The organism is Paenarthrobacter sp. NPDC092416 (assembly GCF_044755025.1).
Taxonomy (GTDB): domain Bacteria; phylum Actinomycetota; class Actinomycetes; order Actinomycetales; family Micrococcaceae; genus Arthrobacter.
In genome coordinates, this window is record NZ_JBIVQG010000007.1 from 180,976 (window position 1) to 198,670 (window position 17,695).

The 17,695-nt window shown below is 62.2% G+C and carries 14 protein-coding genes; 9 read left to right on the forward strand and 5 right to left on the reverse strand.

What is annotated here, in order from left to right:
• Positions 1-61: 61 nt before the first annotated feature.
• The 4 genes from glpK to ACIQC5_RS14830 all read left to right on the forward strand — a co-directional run bounded on the left by glpK (position 62) and on the right by ACIQC5_RS14830 (position 6,417).
• Positions 62-1,576, forward strand: a complete 1,515-nt coding sequence (glpK, locus tag ACIQC5_RS14815) for a glycerol kinase GlpK (RefSeq protein ID WP_400283665.1) — start codon at positions 62-64, stop codon at positions 1,574-1,576.
• Between the two features lie 293 nt (positions 1,577-1,869).
• Positions 1,870-4,398, forward strand: coding sequence for a leucine--tRNA ligase (gene leuS / locus ACIQC5_RS14820; protein ID WP_400283668.1), 2,529 nt, complete (start codon positions 1,870-1,872; stop codon positions 4,396-4,398).
• A 71-nt stretch (positions 4,399-4,469) separates the two neighbouring features.
• Positions 4,470-5,453, forward strand: coding sequence for a DegV family protein (locus tag ACIQC5_RS14825; RefSeq protein WP_400283671.1), 984 nt, complete (start codon positions 4,470-4,472; stop codon positions 5,451-5,453).
• A gap of 100 nt (positions 5,454-5,553) precedes the next feature.
• Complete coding sequence (locus tag ACIQC5_RS14830; protein ID WP_400283674.1) at positions 5,554-6,417, forward strand: helix-hairpin-helix domain-containing protein; 864 nt, start codon at positions 5,554-5,556, stop codon at positions 6,415-6,417.
• 180 nt (positions 6,418-6,597) lie between these two features.
• Here ACIQC5_RS14830 and ACIQC5_RS14835 read toward each other — a convergent pair whose 3' ends face one another.
• Together ACIQC5_RS14835 and ACIQC5_RS14840 are read right to left on the reverse strand one after the other, a co-directional pair.
• Positions 6,598-6,975, reverse strand: a complete 378-nt coding sequence (locus tag ACIQC5_RS14835; RefSeq protein WP_400283676.1) for an ArsR/SmtB family transcription factor — start codon at positions 6,973-6,975, stop codon at positions 6,598-6,600.
• Positions 6,944-8,221: an MFS transporter gene (locus tag ACIQC5_RS14840; RefSeq protein ID WP_400283679.1), complete on the reverse strand. Its 1,278-nt coding sequence runs from the start codon at positions 8,219-8,221 to the stop codon at positions 6,944-6,946. Before ACIQC5_RS14840 ends, ACIQC5_RS14835 begins: the two co-directional genes overlap by 32 nt.
• A gap of 1,737 nt (positions 8,222-9,958) precedes the next feature.
• Between ACIQC5_RS14840 and ACIQC5_RS14845 the strand changes: the two genes are divergently transcribed.
• From ACIQC5_RS14845 to holA, 3 genes are all read left to right on the forward strand, one after another.
• Positions 9,959-10,096, forward strand: a complete 138-nt coding sequence (locus ACIQC5_RS14845; protein ID WP_400283682.1) for a hypothetical protein — start codon at positions 9,959-9,961, stop codon at positions 10,094-10,096.
• A gap of 226 nt (positions 10,097-10,322) precedes the next feature.
• The gene (locus ACIQC5_RS14850) at positions 10,323-11,885 is read left to right on the forward strand and encodes a ComEC/Rec2 family competence protein (protein ID WP_400283685.1); all 1,563 of its coding nucleotides are present in this window, start codon (positions 10,323-10,325) and stop codon (positions 11,883-11,885) included.
• The gene (gene holA / locus ACIQC5_RS14855) at positions 11,804-12,820 is read left to right on the forward strand and encodes a DNA polymerase III subunit delta (RefSeq protein WP_400283688.1); all 1,017 of its coding nucleotides are present in this window, start codon (positions 11,804-11,806) and stop codon (positions 12,818-12,820) included. Before ACIQC5_RS14850 ends, holA begins: the two co-directional genes overlap by 82 nt.
• A 133-nt stretch (positions 12,821-12,953) precedes the next feature.
• Here holA and rpsT read toward each other — a convergent pair whose 3' ends face one another.
• Positions 12,954-13,214 carry a 30S ribosomal protein S20 gene (rpsT, locus tag ACIQC5_RS14860; RefSeq protein WP_054808077.1) on the reverse strand — a complete coding sequence of 87 codons (261 nt, stop codon included), beginning with the start codon at positions 13,212-13,214 and terminating at the stop codon, positions 12,954-12,956.
• Between the two features lie 166 nt (positions 13,215-13,380).
• Positions 13,381-13,902 carry a type II toxin-antitoxin system PemK/MazF family toxin gene (locus tag ACIQC5_RS14865; protein WP_400283691.1) on the reverse strand — a complete coding sequence of 174 codons (522 nt, stop codon included), beginning with the start codon at positions 13,900-13,902 and terminating at the stop codon, positions 13,381-13,383.
• A 194-nt stretch (positions 13,903-14,096) separates the two neighbouring features.
• Here ACIQC5_RS14865 and lepA point away from each other — a divergent pair, with 194 nt between their 5' ends.
• The gene (gene lepA, locus ACIQC5_RS14870; RefSeq protein WP_400283694.1) at positions 14,097-15,950 is read left to right on the forward strand and encodes a translation elongation factor 4; all 1,854 of its coding nucleotides are present in this window, start codon (positions 14,097-14,099) and stop codon (positions 15,948-15,950) included.
• A 36-nt stretch (positions 15,951-15,986) separates the two neighbouring features.
• Entirely contained in the window at positions 15,987-17,216 is a 1,230-nt protein-coding gene (gene hemW, locus ACIQC5_RS14875) for a radical SAM family heme chaperone HemW (protein ID WP_400283697.1), read from the forward strand.
• Positions 17,217-17,234: 18 nt separating this feature from the next.
• On the opposite strand, the gene ACIQC5_RS14880 is transcribed toward hemW, so the two are convergent.
• Positions 17,235-17,648: a DUF4870 domain-containing protein gene (locus tag ACIQC5_RS14880; protein WP_400283700.1), complete on the reverse strand. Its 414-nt coding sequence runs from the start codon at positions 17,646-17,648 to the stop codon at positions 17,235-17,237.
• Positions 17,649-17,695 lie beyond the last annotated feature (47 nt).

Genomic DNA, 17,695 nt, shown 5'->3' on the forward strand with positions numbered 1-17,695 from the left:
GCATAGCTCCACCAAAGATCCGACTCAACGATCCGCATCAACTCCAGACAAGGACGTCACCATGAATCAATACGTCATCGCCATCGACCAGGGCACCACCAGCTCCCGTGCCATCGTTTTCGACCACACCGGAAACATCGTTTCCACCGGTCAGATGGAGCACGAGCAGATCTTCCCCCAAGCAGGATGGGTGGAGCACAACCCGGCCGAGATTTGGAACAACACCCGCGAGGTCATTGCCTCTGCGTTGTCCAAGGCGAACCTGACCCGCCACGACATTGCTGCCGTCGGAATCACCAACCAGCGCGAGACCGCAGTGGTTTGGGACAAGAACACGGGCGAAGCTGTCTACAACGCCATCGTGTGGCAGGACACCCGTACGCAACCGATCGTCGATGAACTGGCCAAGGACGGTGGGGTGGAGCGGTTCAAGCAGAAAGTCGGCCTGCCGTTGGCCACCTATTTCTCGGGCACCAAGATCAAGTGGATCCTGGACAACGTGGAAGGCGCCCGTGAGCGTGCGGAAGCGGGCGACCTCCTGTTCGGCAACACAGATGCCTGGGTTCTTTGGAACCTGACCGGAGGTGTGGACGGCGGCGTGCACGTCACCGATGTCACCAACGCTTCACGCACCCTGTTCATGGACCTTGAGACGCTCCAGTGGGACCAGGAAATCCTTGACGTTTTCGGTGTACCGGCCTCCATGATGCCCAGCATCAAGTCCTCCTCCGAGGTCTACGGCCACGTCCACACGTCGCAGTTGCTGCGCGAGGTTCCTGTGGCCGGCATCCTGGGTGACCAGCAGGCCGCGACCTTCGGACAGGCGGCATTCCAAGCCGGTGAAGCGAAGAACACGTATGGAACGGGTTGCTTCCTGATCTTCAACACGGGTGAAGAGATTGTCCACTCCAAGAATGGGCTGCTCACCACCTTGGGCTACAAGCTGGGCGACAACCCCCCGCACTATGCCTTGGAAGGTTCCATCGCCGTTACGGGTTCGCTGATCCAGTGGCTCCGTGACAACCTCGGCATGATCAGCTCGGCTCCCGAGGTCGAGGAACTTGCCGCCGCGGTTGAGGATAACGGTGGCGTGTACATCGTCCCCGCCTTCTCCGGCCTGTTTGCGCCATACTGGCGTGCCGACGCTCGCGGCGCCATTGTGGGCCTGACGCGTTACGCCAACAAGGGCCACATTGCACGTGCCGCGCTGGAAGCCACGGCGTTCCAGACCCGCGAGGTACTCGACGCTGTCAACGCGGACTCGGGTGTTCCTCTCACCGAGTTGAAGGTCGACGGCGGCATGGTCGCCAACGAGGCACTCATGCAGTTCCAGGCAGACATCCTTGGTGTTCCTGTGGTGCGTCCGAAGGTTGTGGAAACCACTGCCCTCGGCGCTGCGTACGCCGCCGGTCTCGCCGTCGGATTCTGGAAGGACCTCGGTGAGTTGAGCGCCAACTGGGGCGAGGACAAGCGCTGGGAGCCGCAGCTGCCGGCAGAGGAGCAGGAGCGTCAGCTGCGTCTCTGGAAGAAGGCAGTGACCAAGTCCATGGATTGGGTCGACGAGGACGTTAAGTAAGCATCTCTCGACAGAGGTTCCGGGGACTCCCGCCCGCCCGCTTCGCGGTGCCCACCACACCATGGCGGGGAGTCCCCGGAACCTCTTTCGGCGTTTGGACGTCTTGCGCCCAGCCCATGGGTTTGGTGCGGTAAGGTGTTTGTATGCGTGCGATCCTTCTGCTTAGCTAGCCGCCCGGCAAACCAACAGCCGAGCGGCCGCCCCTCCATTGTCGAGGGGCTTTTGTGTGTCCGGGGTATCCCCGGATCACAGCAGGAGGCAAAACCGCCATCGAAGAACAGAAGAGGGCAGCAGTGAGCGTTCAGCCGGAGACCGAGACCGGAACAGCACAGACAGCCGCAGCCGAAGCGCCCGAAGAGGGCGTCTACAGCTTCGCTGCGATGGAAGCCAAGTGGCCGCAGGTCTGGGAAGACCTTAAAGTCTTCACGCCTGCCGACGACGGCTCGCGGGAACGCCGCTATGTCCTGGACATGTTCCCTTACCCGTCCGGTGACCTTCACATGGGCCATGCCGAGGCTTTCGCCATGGGCGATGTCGTGGCGCGGTACCTCCGCCAGAAGGGCTTCGACGTCCTGCATCCCATCGGCTGGGACTCTTTCGGCCTTCCTGCAGAGAACGCCGCCATCAAGCGCAACGCCCACCCGAGCGAGTGGACGTACGCCAACATCGACACACAGGCTGCATCCTTCAAGCGGTACGCGATCTCCGCTGACTGGTCCCGCCGCCTGCACACGTCGGACCCTGAGTACTACCGCTGGACGCAATGGCTCTTCAAGCGCTTCTACGAGCGTGGGCTGGCCTACCGCAAGGACTCGCCCGTCAACTGGTGCCCCAAGGACCTCACTGTGCTCGCCAACGAGCAAGTGGTCAATGGTGCCTGTGAACGCTGTGGAACGGCCGTCACCAAGAAGTCCCTGAACCAGTGGTACTTCAAGATCACGGACTACGCTGACCGCCTGCTGGAGGACATGTCGCAGCTGCAGGGTCACTGGCCCGAGCGCGTCCTGGCCATGCAGCGGAACTGGATCGGCCGCTCTGAGGGTGCCCACGTGCGCTTCGTCATCGAGGCCACGGAGGACCGCGCCGAGCGCGAAGTCACCGTGTTCACTACGCGTCCCGATACCTTGTACGGTGCTACGTTCTTCGTCGTCGCGGCAGATGCCCACTTGGCTTTGGACCTGGTGACTCCGGGCCAGCACGATGAGCTGATGGCGTACCGTGAAAAGGTCAAGGCGCTTTCCGAGATCGAGCGCCAGTCCACCGAGCGCGAGAAGACCGGTGTCTTCACCGGCCGCTACGCCATCAACCCGCTTAACGGGGAGAAGCTCCCTGTCTGGGCTGCCGATTATGTGCTGGCTGACTACGGCACGGGTGCCATCATGGCAGTGCCTGCCCACGACCAGCGCGACCTCGACTTTGCCAAGGCGTTCAACCTCCCGGTGCGGGCAGTGTTGGAGACCGGCGAGGAAGACCCTGCTGAAACAGGCGTTGCCACCGCTGGCGAAGGAACGCTGAAGAACTCCGGAGACCTGGACGGACTGTCCAAGTCCGAGGCCATCCCCGCGGCCATCGACATCCTCGAGAAGTTGGGCACGGGCGAGAAGTTCGTGAACTTCCGCCTCCGGGACTGGCTGCTGAGCCGCCAGCGCTTCTGGGGTACGCCGATTCCCATCATCCACTGCGCCGAATGTGGCGAAGTGCCGGTGCCGGATGACCAGCTGCCCGTGAGGTTGCCCGAGGACCTGCGAGGCGAGGCGTTGGCCCCGAAGGGAACTTCCCCGCTGGCCGCCGCCGTCGAATGGGTCAACGTCGAATGCCCCAACTGTGGACGTGCTGCTCAGCGCGATACGGACACCATGGACACGTTCGTGGACTCTTCCTGGTACTTCCTGCGGTTCGTCTCGCCGGACTACACGGAGGGGCCGTTCGATCCCGCAAAGATCAACGACTGGATGCCGGTGGGGCAGTACGTGGGTGGCGTGGAACACGCCATCCTGCACCTGCTCTACGCACGTTTCTTCACCAAGGTCATCAAGGACATTGGACTGATCGAGGCCAATGAGCCGTTCAGTGCGTTGCTCAACCAGGGCCAGGTCCTCAACGGTGGCAAGGCCATGAGCAAGTCCCTGGGCAACGGCGTTGACCTCGGCGAGCAGCTGGATAAATTCGGCGTCGACGCCGTGCGCCTGACCATGGTGTTTGCCTCCCCGCCGGAGGACGACGTCGACTGGGCCGACGTCTCGCCGTCGGGTTCGGCCAAGTTCCTTGCCCGGGCTTGGCGCCTGGGCCAGGACGTCACCAGCGAACCGGGTGTCGATCCCAGCACGGGGGACCGCGCACTGCGGACGGTAACCCACAAGACGATTGCTGACGCGGCCGAACTGCTCGACAACAACAAGTTCAACGTGGTGGTCGCGCGCCTCATGGAGCTGGTCAACGCAACGCGCAAGACCATCGACGCGGGCGCGGGTGGCGCAGATCCCGCTGTCCGAGAGGCCGTAGAGGCAGTAGCTGTCATCCTCAGCCTCTTCGCGCCCTACACGGCGGAGGACCTCTGGAACACCCTGGGGCACCCGGCTTCCGTAGCCAACGCAGGGTGGCCTGCGCACGATGAATCGCTGCTGGTCCAGGACACGGTGACAGCCGTGGTCCAGGTCCAAGGCAAAGTCCGTGACCGCCTGGAGGTTTCGCCGGAGATCGGCGAAGAAGAATTGCGTGAGTTGGCTCTGGCTTCGGAAAATGTTCAGCGTGCCCTCGACGGCCGTGGCATCCGCACCGTGATCGTGCGTGCACCTAAACTGGTCAACATCGTCCCTGCCTAGCAGGTACTTTCCGGCCGCCGGCGTACTGCTGGCGGCCGGTCACCGACAGTTTGGACGGTTGGGAGAGTTGAGTGCCTGAGCGAGAACCACCCGCATGGATGTGGCTTAAGGAAAGACTCTCCCGCCTCCGCCAGGCCTCGACGCCGGTTCCGGTCGCCGATGAGCCGCTCGCCGCCGTCGTCAGGACCGCGATCGTTACTGACTCGGCGGCGGCACTTCCCGCTGATTGGGTCACTGCTTTCGCCGCTGACGGCCGCTTGGCGGTTGTTCCCATGCCAGTCATGGTGGGTGACGAAATTTATGGCGAGGGCGAAGACGACATCATGGAAACCCTTGCTGTCGCCCTGGCCTCGGGTTCGTCGGTGAAAACGTCCCGGCCGTCACCCGGCCAATTCGAACAGGCTTATCTCGCTGCGCAACGCCGTGGCTTTGAGTCCGTTGTTTCCATCCATATCTCGGCCGAGCTCTCGGGAACCGCCGACGCCGCGCGGCTGGCCGCCAGCCGAGTCAGTATTCCCGTGGAAGTCATCGATTCCCGTACCGTCGGCATGGCGCAGGGGATGGGTGTCCAGAGTGCGCTGGTGGCGGCCGCCGATGGCCAGTCGGCTGCCGAGGTCCGTGGCTTTGCCGAGAGCCGCATGGAGCGGACAAAGGTCTACTTCTACGTGCCCAGCCTGGAGCAGCTACGCCGCGGGGGACGTATTGGCGCAGCGGCCTCCCTGCTCGGCACCGTTTTGGCCATCAAACCGATCCTGGCGGTCGACGGCGGCAAGATCGTACCGCTCGAAAAGGTCCGCTCGGCAGCGCGCGCCATAGCCCGGCTTGAGGAAATTGTGGCCGCGGATGTTGCGTCCCGGCCGGAAGGCCAGCAGCGTCTTGCAGTGCACCACTTCGGCAACGAAGCGGAAGCTGAAATGCTCGCCGCACGGCTTGCAGAGAAGTGCCCGGGCTGTCCGCCAGCGCAGATCAGTTCACTCCCTGCCGTCTTGGCTGCCCATGCGGGGTTGGGCGTCCTTGCAGTCATCGTGGGCGAAAGCAGCACACCCAACGGCTGATATCGCCGACTCATCCTCAACACCTGCGTGCAGTGCCTGCTTATCCACATATGGGATTTTGCCCCGGAGGTTCCAACGCTATCCGCCGTAGGCTCAAGCCATGCCACGCTGGAACAGGGACGCACCAGCTCACGCAGCGGCACAGGCAGCCCGGCAACGGTTTGCCTCGCGTATGGCACCCGACTCCGGCGTATCAGGACTTTTGCCGCTTCCAGCACCGCCGGAGGACGAGGATGAAGCTTTCGCCTCGCCGCTGGAACTGCCCGTGGACGCGCCATCGATCCCACGGCTTAGATGGCGCTCTCCCAGGCGGGTGGTTTTGGTCATCGCAGCGGCGGCGTGCCTCATGGTCGGCTGGCAGGTCTGGTCGTTTGCCGCAGGGACACCGACCATTGAACCGCTGTCGCCGTCAACCAGCGCCAGCAGTAGTAGCCCCGCAGAGCCGCCGGCTGGAACTCCCGGCAGAGGAGACCCGGAAACCTCGGAAGGACCCCGCGGCGAAGGCAAGCTGCTGGTCCACGTTGCCGGCGCTGTGCAGAAACCAGGCGTCGTGGAATTGCCTGCGGGCAGCCGGGTTTTCCAAGCCGTTGAAGCCGCTGGAGGTGCCACACCTGCAGCTGACCTGAACGGACTCAATCTGGCGGAGGTGGTTCAGGACGGAGCGAAGATCCATGTCCCTGTGCTCGGCGAACCGGTTGCGGGCGGCGCGGTTTCCGAGGGGCCTGTGGGATCCGGCAGTTCGGGGGCGACAGCTGGTACGGGCGTTGGCACTCCCAAGGTCAACATCAACACTGCGTCCCTTGAGGAGTTGGGCACGCTGCCCCGGGTGGGGCCGGTTACGGCTCAGCGAATCGTCGACTGGCGCAAGGAGCATGGACCCTTCGCGTCGATCGACGAGTTGGACGCCATCGATGGTATCGGTCCGAAGCTCATGGAATCCCTTCGCAACCTGGTGACGGTTTAGCAGCTTTAGGGAAGTTTCACAAACCCGTCGAGGCTCTCCCAGGCTTGGGTCTCATTGTTGAGAACTGTCGATTCGGCACCAGTTCCTTTCACTTCTCTCAGTCCATACTGGTACCCCCTGATGGAGTACTCGTAGAGGTGTCCGCTTTTGTCCGCTTGTGGTAACAGTGCCCTGTGGCGGTTAATCGTGGGTGGGTTCGCCGGAGATCTGGTGATCGGCGTGGTTAAGGGTCTCCTGGATCACGCGCAGCAGGTGGCCGTCGTGCAAGGAGTAGATCACGTGCCTTCCGTCTTTGCGGGTATCGACCAGTCCGCTGAGCCGGAGTTTGGCCAGATGCTGGCTGACCACCGTCCGGGGAACGAGTGCTTCGTCGACGAGTTCGGTGACGGACTTCGGGCCTTGGGCGAGTTGCCACAGCAGTTGCAGGCGGGTTGGTTCGGCCAGCATCCGCAAGGTACCGGCAGCGCTCTCCAGCAGTTCCGGGCCGGGGGTGACCGGGTGGAACAGCGAGGGCGTCTCGGGAGCGTCAGGGAACGCGCTGCTCGGCTGGCTGCTCAACGCTTGGCTCCTTCGTTACGGGTTCCCCGGCTCGTGTGAGATCTTGCCGAGGCCAGGACAAGAATGCACCTGCACTGCCTAGTATCGCAAGAATTGTCAGCGCGGCCGCTGCCCAGCCCAAACCTGCTGCGGCTCCAAGCCAGCCGGCCAAGGGGTAGGCGATGATGTAGCAGGCGTGGGAGAGGGAGAACTGGGCAGTGAACACATGCGGCCTGGTTGCCTCTGTAGAAGCATCCCGCAACAACCGCGAGGACGGGGTGAGGATCGTGGAATTGCTGGCGCCGAGCAGGAACCACAGCCCTAGCAGCCACCACCAGGCGGCTTCCGGTGATGCCAGGGCAGTTGTTGTCGTGGCCCCGGCCAGCGCCACCGGGATCAGGGCCGCGCCGGTGAGCATCACGGCCCGGTCCCCGAACCGCTCCAGAGCCCGCGGGGCAGCGACGGCCACGATCATGGACCCGACCCCGAAACACGCAAGGGCAAGTGCCAGATCGGTCTCAGGCCGGTGGAGAACGTCGCGGACGTAAACCACCGAGTTGACCAGCACCAGGGCCGTCGGCGCCGCAACCACCAGGTTCAAGGCGAGCAGTGACCGCAGCCTACGGTTCTTCCAGAAGATCCGGGCGCCGAGGGTGGTCCGGTGCCAGAGCGAACCCGCCGTGCCTGTCTCCGCGGCGATCTTCGGAAGTCCGCTGGCGGCGATCATCCCGGCCGAGAACAGGAACCCGAACATAGTGCCCAGGAACAGGTTGTTGTAGCTGACCACGCTCAGCAACAACGCAGCAGCCGCAGGGCTGACCAGGGCCTCCATGTCATACGCCAACCGGGACAAAGACAGGGCGTGGGTGTAGTCACGCTCCTTCTTGAGCACCATGGGGATCAAGGACTGGAACGCAGGAGTGAACGTCGCGGAGGCTGACTGCAGCAGGAAGATCACCACGTAAATCTGCCACGCCTCCGTGATGAACGGCAGGCACAAAGCCGTGGCAGCCCTGACCAGGTCCGCAACAATCAGGACCGGTTTCTTCGGCAACCGCGCCACCAAAGCGTTGATCACGGGGGAGGCCCCCACGTAAGCCAGCATTTTGATCGTCAGCGCTGTCCCCATCACCGCACCGGCATTGCTGCCAGCCAGATCAAACGCCAACAGCCCTAACGCCACCGTCAACAGTCCCGTCCCGATCAGGGCCATGACCTGTGCCGAAAACAGTCGCCGGTAGGTTCGGTCCCGCAACACTGACAACATCGAAACTCCACCTCACGCATCCAGTGCATATGTGCACGTATGTGCACCTAAAAGCCTACCGACTGGAGTGCATTCATAACAGGAGCCAAAGAGGCAGCTCTCAGAGCTTCAGGTGTAAGGGCGCGCTCAAAGGCCGGTGGATCGGAGCGCATACTGCGTGTTCGAGAGCAGACGGCTCACCAATTTCGCTGGATGGGCGTTCGCGTTCGTGCTCGCGCTCCTGTTCACTGGATTCCGCTCCCCACCTGAATTTCAATCCTTTTAAGGTGTTCAAAAGACCTACACGTTCAAAGGCGGCCTGGAAAGACTTGGAAAAATGACAAGGATCCCAGGCCCCTGGGTGCTGCTGACCCTGGATGATTCTCGTAGTGAGTTCCGGATGAGATTTCGTTGGCTTGCACGCTTTGCCGGGCAGTGGCGGGTCGAGCGCTCAGCCATCCGTGCGGTGTATGTGAGCCGCTTGAACGTCCCTGTCCCCGCCCAGGTGGAATTCCTCGCGGAGGAGAACATGCCCTGGACATTTCCTTCCCGATCGCCACAGCCCGTTCTTGAAGGCCGCCGAAAAGCTCGGTTGCCCGGTTCGATATGACGGCCGAATCCACTAAACAGGATCTCGCTGAACCACAGAGAGGTACCGACGCCAAGTTGCGGTGTGGCCTGTCCTTGAGGCCTCAAGGCCTTCGTTTCTCGCTTGACCCAAGTTCGGTAATCTTCGGAGAACATGCTCGAAGGCCTGCCGCCTGCCGCCTGCCGCCTGCCCGACGGTGCGACAACCAGCGTGGCACTTGCCTCGACGACGTGACATACAATCGACGCCGCCAAGCCAATCATCGTGGACCGTAGTTGTTCCTGTCTCTGTCTCCGTCTCGGTATTTCGGCATCCTCATTTGTCCTGCAGCTGCGGAGGGGGCTCTAAACCGTCCGGTTTTGCTTGCCAAAGCGAATCTCTCCTTCTGACATGACTGGGATTGGGGGAAACCAGGCGGGCATCCCGGCCGTACCAACCCAGCCTGATAGCTTTCAGATAGCCTTGGCGTCCGCTCGGAGTGCCGGGGCAAGGCGTTCCGCAATACGGAAAGGAGCTTCTGTGAGAACTCGATCCAGCAAAGCGACATGGAACGCTGTCTTCTCGATGTTCGGTCCCTACTTCGTCGCCAACGTCATCATGCTCATCGCGATAATCTTCTTCTGATTCACAAAGCCAAAAATCAATGACCCCTCCACATATTGGTCCATCGCATTAGTGAGCCTTCTGTTGCTTGCGGCGGCCCTGTTTGTGGTCAAGGGCGCTCGGGGATTACGGCGAGTGAACGCGGAGGCCAAGGAGGATCTTAGGCGACACGCAGCAGGTCTTCCCTTGGAACGCGAAGAGCCTGAACCCCCGGAAACGAGATCAGCAGACGGCGCCCGTTATTAGCTAGGTCCACGAGCCAACTTCTTCTTCGCACCACGCTCGCTCTTCCCTTTTCTTACAGCACTGATTTCGCTCATCGCTTCGCTCGGTGGAGATGCTTCCCTCATCCCATCCCTGATCAGGGGAACAACCCTGTCTGTTTTCCGTCGTCCGTCATCCGCCCGGAGGCGATTCCCCGTGTATTCTTCCCGGGAGTAATGATTATGTATTCTCCGTCCCTAGACCGTGTGTTCTGGTGCATGTCAGCAATTGATCCTCCACACTTATCCACATAGCCCAAGATTCAGGCACACTGGGCGCGACGCCCGCCATAGGCTCGCTTCATGCCACGCTGGAACCGGGAAGCACCCCCTGATGCAACTGCACTGAATGCAGGTCAGCTCTCAATCTCCGAGCTGGACGTCATGGATGGTGCTGGTGCGAAGCTCGTGGAATCCAAGAGCGATCTTGTGACGGTCTAGCGTGGCTGGGAACGTGGCAGGTGCGCGCAAACGTACGGATCTGAGGCTTGTGCCGGCTGTGGTGTGCACCTGGGTCACGGGGTTCCTGGGTGGCTTGGTGGAGTCACGCTGGTCGGTTGGACTTTGCATCGTTCTGGCGCTTGCAGCCGGGGCGCTGTCGCTGCACGCCGCTGGGGCGGGTAGGCCACGATTCCAGAGAGAGCAGGGCCCGTTTCGACGGAATCGTGTGCGCGGCGGGTTGAGGCGACCGGCCAGGACCGTTTCGGCGACCTTGGCCGTGGCGTGCCTTCTGGGTGCAGCAGTTGCTGCCCATTGCGCACTGGCAGCTGCCAGTCGCGAGGACGGTCCTCTTGCCCGCTCGGTGGAAGCGCGTGACGGTGTGGTCATCCAGCTTGTCATCACTGACGCTCCGCGGGAGGCGCCGACGCCGGGCCACTCCGGCTCTGGCCGGTGGCAGGTGGCCGCGCACCTTGTCGAGTTCGTAGCCAACGGGGCTGTTGTGCAAACCTCTGCGGACGTCATGGTCTTGGGCGGCGAAGGCTGGCGGGACGTTCGCCCGGGGCAGCGAGTGAGGACTACAGGTACCCTGAACCAGGTGCAGCCCGGTCAGGCAGAGGCCGCCGTGGTCTCCGCATCGTCTCCGCCTACGGTGTTGGAGAATACATTTGATGCCCGGCAGGTCGCAGGCCAGTTGCGGGAAGAATTTCGTGAGGCCGCAGATTGGTTGCCTCCGGATGCTGCTGGTCTGTTGCCGGGAATGGTCACCGGAGACACCAGTGCACTGCCGGAGAGTCTTGACGTCGCCATGAAGGCTACCGGAATGAGTCATCTCACAGCTGTCAGCGGTGCCAATTGCAGCTTAATTCTGGGTGGGCTCATCCTGCTTGCAAGGTGTCTGCGCCTGCCTCGGCCCGCTGCAGCAGCATTTGCGCTTTGTGGCCTCTTTGCGTTCGTTGTGATGGTGGGACCGGATGCGAGCGTACTGCGTGCTGCGGTCATGGGCGCTGTGGGACTTGCTGCACTATCCGGTGGCTTGGCGGGCCGCTCACTGAGCTTCCTGTGCCTGGCTGCAGTCGCTCTCTTGGTTCTGGACCCGAGCATGGCTAACGACGTTGGGTTCCTGTTGTCTGTCCTTGCCACACTGGGCATCGTGCTCTTGGGCGCGCGCATTGCGTCTTGGGTCCCTGCGCAGATACCCCGGTGGTTGGCTGCCGGTGTGGCCGTGCCTTTGGCGGCGCAAGTCTTGTGCGGCCCAGTCATCGTTGCTCTTCAACCACAGTTCTCGTCGTATTCGTTGATCGCCAATGTCGTCGTGGGTCCTTTCGTAGCTCCCGTGACCGTCCTGGGCACCGTTGCCGTGCCGGTGACGGCTTTGGCGCCGTGGCTCGGCGCGGTACCGCTTGCTGTTGCCGGGCTGTGCGCCGGCGTCGTTGCAGCGGTGGCTCGCTTCTTCGCCGGACTGCCGGGGGCGTCGTTGCCCTGGGCCGAGGGCACCTGGGGAACGGCCTCCATGGCGGTTCTGTCCGTGGTCACAATTGTCGTGGCATGGATGGTCTTTCATCTCGAAGGAGTCTTCAGTCACACGATTTCCTTGCATGGCAGGATCTCTGGACTTTTGGAAAGGCTGGAAGCCTCTTCCACACTGCCACCGACCCGCAGGCATGGCAGACTTGGAGTCTGCAAAAAACCCTCCGGAAGGAACCACCAGTGGCTGCTGCCCAAACCACCCGGGCCAAGAGTGCTGCGTCGAACAACGTCAGTTGGCGCGATGCTGCGCCGGCCGCCGTAGTCCTGATCATGGGACCCGAGGACTATTTGGGCATCCGGGCGATGGATCGCATTCGGGGTCAGGTGCGTGAGGCCGCTCCGGATGTCGAGCTCAGCAGGCTCAATGCGGGCAGCTACGAGGCTGGCTCTCTGGCCATGACCGTGACCCCGTCCCTTTTCGGCGAGGCCAAGCTCATAGAGGTGGAGGGTTTGGAAGCCATGAACGATGCTTTCCTGGCCGATACCCTCGGTTACCTTGGCCACCCGGAGAACGACGTCGTCCTGGTTCTGCGGCACTCTGGTGGAGTCCGAGGTAAGAAGCTGCTGGATGCCGTCAAAGCGGCGGGCTGGCCTGTGATTGACTGCCAACCACTGAAGAAGGATTCGGACAAGACTGCGTTTGTGGTGTCCGAATTCAAGGCGGGCGGGCGACGCATCGAAGGCGAAGCGGTCCAGGCCCTTGTGAACGCAGTGGGAGCAAACTTGTCCGAGCTTGCAGCTGCTTGCAGTCAGCTGATCGCGGATTCCACAACAGCAGTCGATGCAGCAACAGTGGAGAAGTACTACGGCGGCCGGGTTGAAGCCACGGCCTTCAAGGTGGCGGATGCCGCTATGGCCGGAAACGGGCCACTGGCTCTTTCCACGCTGCGCCATGCATTGGCCACCGGTGTGGATCCTGTTCCGCTGGTCGCAGCACTGGCTGCCAAGCTGCGCACGCTGGCCAAGGTCGCCGGAGCCCACGGGTCCTCTGCGCAGGTTGCCAAGAATTTGGGAATGCAGCCGTGGCTGGTGGAGCAGGCTCAACGGGATGTCCGCCGATGGACTCCGGATGGCCTTATTCGTTCTATCCAGGTCGTGGCCGAAGCCGACGCCCAGGTCAAAGGCCTGTCCCGGGACCCGGTCTACGCCGTGGAGCACGCAGTAACCGTGATCGCCATGTCCGCCCGTCGGAACTGATCTGCTCGTCGCAACGGATTGGCCCGCGGCAGCTGATCCCCCGGATCTGGGCAGCTCCAAAGGCACTTAAATCCAAGAGGCCGGCACCCGTGGGTGCCGGCCTCTTGATCAGCTCAGTCGAACTGGAAAAACCTTAGAGTGCGTTGACCTTCTTGGAGATCGCCGACTTGCGGTTTGCAGCGTTGTTCTTGTGAATAACGCCCTTGCTGACAGCCTTGTCCAGCTTGCGGCTGGCAGCAACAAGTGCAGTTCCAGCGGCATCCTTGTCAGCAGACTCAACGGCGGTGGTGACGGCGCGGATGGCCGTCTTCAGCTCGGACTTGACGGCGTTGTTACGCAGGCGAGCCTTCTCGTTGGTGAGGATGCGCTTCTTCTGGGACTTGATATTAGCCACGTATGAACTCTCTTTTTAATGCGGAAATGGTCTAGAGGGTTTTCAGGTTGGCCATCGACTGAGCGGCGTGGGGATGCCTATGGCAGCCAACCATGAGTGGCCGTCGACCTGCACGGACACACAGCTATATAGAATAGCAGACCGGTGCAGATTCTGCCGGTTCGGCTTAGTTCCAGCCGTGTCGTGCCCGCAACTCCCGCGCAACGCCCTGGAACCTCCCGTTGTCGAGGACCGCACCTTCGCGCCTCACTGCCCCCGGATTCACACGGATAATCCGGTCGAGCTTCACTTCGCTGGGGCGCCGCTGGCGGTCCCAGGAACCTGTTCCGATGTCCACATAGTCCGGGGTGTCATTGTCGTGGTCCTTGGAGGTCAACATGAGGCCGAGCAACCAAGCGCCGTCACGGGCAACAATCAGCACGGGTCTGTCTTTGCCCTGCGAATGGTCTTCTTCGTATGGAACCCAGCTCCAGACAATCTCTCCCGGGTCTGGTTGACCGTCAGGCTTGGGGGAGTAGAAGACCTTGGCTGTCCCTTGGAAATCGCCAGGGTAAGACGCGGTGGACGGGTCGACGGCGGTACGCGCGGTCCGCTGCCGTTGCGACGCAGCGCTTGGGGTGCTTTTGCCGCCCAAGACTTTGAGGGATCGCATGATCAATTTGCCGAGTGGGCGCAAGTCCAAAGCCATGGCACAACGCTACCTCGCCGCGCCGCAACGCAACGGCACCGGAACGGTGTCCGCGGCATGTCCTCCGGGTGAGCAGCCAATGTACGGCGAAGCGCAGGTTCATGGGAGACTAGAGGATCAGTGCGCGGCATGATCCGGTTGGCTATAGCCAGTCGGCAGGATTGCCGTGTGAGTGTCGACAGTTAGGATCCTGCGTGTCTCCCATGGCCCGCACCGCACCGGTGCCCGCCGCAACAGATCCGGCCATCATCCGGAACTTCTGCATCATTGCCCACATCGACCACGGTAAGTCCACCCTGGCCGACCGCATGCTGCAGTACACCGGCGTCGTTCAATCACGCGACATGAAGGCCCAGTATCTGGACCGTATGGATATCGAACGTGAGCGCGGCATCACCATCAAGTCCCAGGCAGTGCGCATGCCGTGGGAACTCGACGGCACCAGCTACGCCCTTAACATGATCGATACTCCGGGTCACGTTGACTTCACTTACGAAGTCTCGCGGTCCCTCGCTGCCTGCGAAGGCGCGATCCTCCTTGTCGACGCTGCGCAGGGTATTGAGGCCCAGACCCTTGCCAACCTCTACTTGGCGATGGAAAACAACCTCACGATCATCCCCGTGCTGAACAAGATCGACCTCCCTGCTGCGCAGCCTGAAAAGTATGCCGCAGAGCTGGCCAACCTCATTGGAGGCGATCCCGAGGACGTCTTGCGCGTCTCGGGTAAGACCGGTGCTGGCGTCGAAGCGCTGCTGGACAAGATCGTCCGCGACCTGCCGGCTCCAGTGGGCGATGCCAATGCACCGGCACGCGCCATGATCTTCGACTCCGTCTATGACACGTACCGCGGCGTGGTCACGTACGTTCGCGTCGTGGACGGCATGCTGCACCCGCGCGAGCGGATCCAGATGATGTCCACCCGCGCAACTCACGAACTCCTGGAAATCGGCGTCAGCTCTCCGGAGCCCACACCTTCCAAGGGCTTGGGAGTGGGCGAGGTCGGCTACCTGATCACCGGTGTGAAGGACGTCCGCCAGTCCAAGGTTGGCGACACGGTCACCAACCTGGCCAAGCCGGCGTCGGAATCGTTGAGCGGCTACGCAGACGCCAAGCCGATGGTCTTCTCCGGTCTGTATCCGCTGGACGGCACGGACTATCCCGTGCTCCGCGATGCACTGGAGAAGCTGATGCTTAACGATGCCGCTTTGGTCTACGAGCCCGAGACGTCCGCAGCGCTGGGATTCGGGTTCCGCGTTGGCTTCCTGGGTTTGCTGCACCTCGAAATCACCCGTGAGCGCCTGGAACGCGAATACAACCTGGACCTCATCTCCACAGCCCCCAACGTGGAGTACGAGGTAACGCTGGAAGACAAGCGCGTGGTCCACGTGACCAACCCGAGCGAGTACCCCACTGGCAAGATCTCCGAGGTTCGCGAGCCTATGGTGTCCGCCACCATCCTGGCACCGAACGAGTTCGTAGGCGCCATCATGGAGCTTTGCCAGAGCCGCCGCGGTGTCATGGGTGGCATGGACTACCTCTCCGAGGACCGGGTGGAAATCAGGTACCGCCTGCCCCTGGCCGAGATTGTGTTCGACTTCTTCGACATCCTCAAATCCAAGACGCGCGGTTATGGCTCACTGGACTGGAAGGCGGACGGCGAACAGGTTGCCGATCTGGTCAAGGTGGACATCATGCTCCAGGGCGAGCAAGTGGATGCCTTCAGTGCCATCACCCACCGCGACAAGGCCTACGCCTACGGTGTCATGATGACCGGAAAGCTCCGCGAATTGATCCCGCGCCAGCAGTTCGAAGTGCCGATCCAGGCTGCGATCGGTTCCCGCATCATCGCCCGTGAAAGCATCCGGGCTATCCGCAAGGACGTCCTGGCCAAGTGCTACGGCGGTGACATCACCCGTAAGCGCAAGCTGCTCGAAAAGCAGAAGGAAGGTAAGAAGCGCATGAAGATGGTGGGCCGCGTCGAGGTTCCCCAGGAAGCGTTTATTGCCGCACTGACCACTGACGAGTCCAAGGACAAGGCCAAGAAGTAGTGGTATCTCTTTCGGAACGGACGCTGGGCGGTATGAATGCCTAGCGTCCTTCCTCTTGGTGACCCGGCACCGGCCGACGGCGTGCTGCCCCCGCAGGCGCTTGCCGGCGTCGAACAGCGCAAGTTCGGGCTCTACGTGCACATCCCCTTCTGCGCCGTGCGCTGCGGGTACTGCGACTTCAACACCTATACCGCCAAAGAGCTCGGCGGCGGTGCGTCCCAGGATGCCTACGCCGCTACCGCTGTGGCGGAAGTGGACTTTGCGGCTGCGGCACTGGACGCTTCCAACGTGCCTCGGAGGCCACTGAGTACAGTCTTCTTTGGCGGTGGCACGCCTACGTTGCTGCCTGCCGAAGATCTTGTCCGGATACTGCATGCCGCAGTGGGGCATTGGGGATTGGAACCAGGCGCTGAGGTCACCACCGAGGCAAACCCTGACTCCGTCACGCGTGAATCCTTGCAGCTGCTGGCCGACGCCGGATTTACGCGGGTGTCCTTCGGAATGCAGTCGGCCGTGCCGCATGTTCTCAAAGTGTTGGATCGCACCCACACCCCCAGCCGTGTGCCCCAAGTAGTGAAGTGGGCGCGGGAGGCGGGACTCGCCGTCAGCCTGGACCTCATCTACGGTACGCCGGGGGAGTCCATGGACGATTGGCAAGTATCCCTCGAGACCGCTTTGTCGTATGAGCCCGACCACATCAGCGCGTACGCCCTGATCGTGGAAGAGGGCACCAAACTGGCCGCGCAGATCAGGCGGGGAGAAGTCCCCGGAATTGACGACGACGACCACGCGGCCAAGTACGAGCTCGCCGACCAGCTGATTTCAGCCGCCGGTCTGGAATGGTACGAGGTCAGCAACTGGTCCAGGACCCCCCAGCAAGCGTGCAGGCACAACCTGGCTTATTGGCGGGGAGACGACTGGTGGGGTATCGGTCCTGGCGCCCATTCGCACGTTGGCGGTGTCCGATGGTGGAACGTCAAGCACCCCACAGCCTACGCATCACGGTTGGCTTCAGGGACATCGCCGGCCGCTGGCCGGGAAACGCTCGACGCCGATACCCGGGAAGTGGAGCGCATCATGCTTGAGGCGCGGCTTGGGACGGGACTGTCAGTGGATGCCTTGGATAAGGTTGGCCGGCACGCCATGGCTGGACTCATCGCGGACCAGCTGGTGGACCCGGCAGCCGCCTTCAAGGGACGCTTGGTTCTCACCTTGAAGGGCCGGCTGCTCGCGGACGCTGTGGTCAGAAGGATCCTGCCGGACTGAGGCTATGGCCGGTGGGGGCTACTTGATCCAGCGAAGGTTGACCCGGTACCTGTGCGGCTGGCCATGGTTTACCCGAATTCCCGCGGAGACCGAGAAGCACGTCAGTGCAACCCAGATAGCCGTAGCGATTACCGCGAAGATGTTGCCGACAACTGGAACCATCACCAAAAGGTTGGCCACTACGGCGGCGATGGTGGGCGGCAAGGTGAAGTTGAGTGCTTCCTTGGATTCCTGAGCTGTGAACGGCCCGCGGTCGCGGAAGATCAAATAGATCAGGAGCGATGGAAGGCAGCCCAAAATGCCGCCGAAATGGGCGAGTGTGGCCCATTGGCGGTCCTCGCTGGCGGTGAGTGGGAGTGCGTTGGCAGGCGCGCCATGGTACTGGGGCTGGCCTGCGGCGCTGCCCGGTTCTTCAGGAGCGTTCTCTGCCACGGTGTCTTCCCTTTGCTGTAAAGATGCTGCGGTGTTGCTGTCCCAGA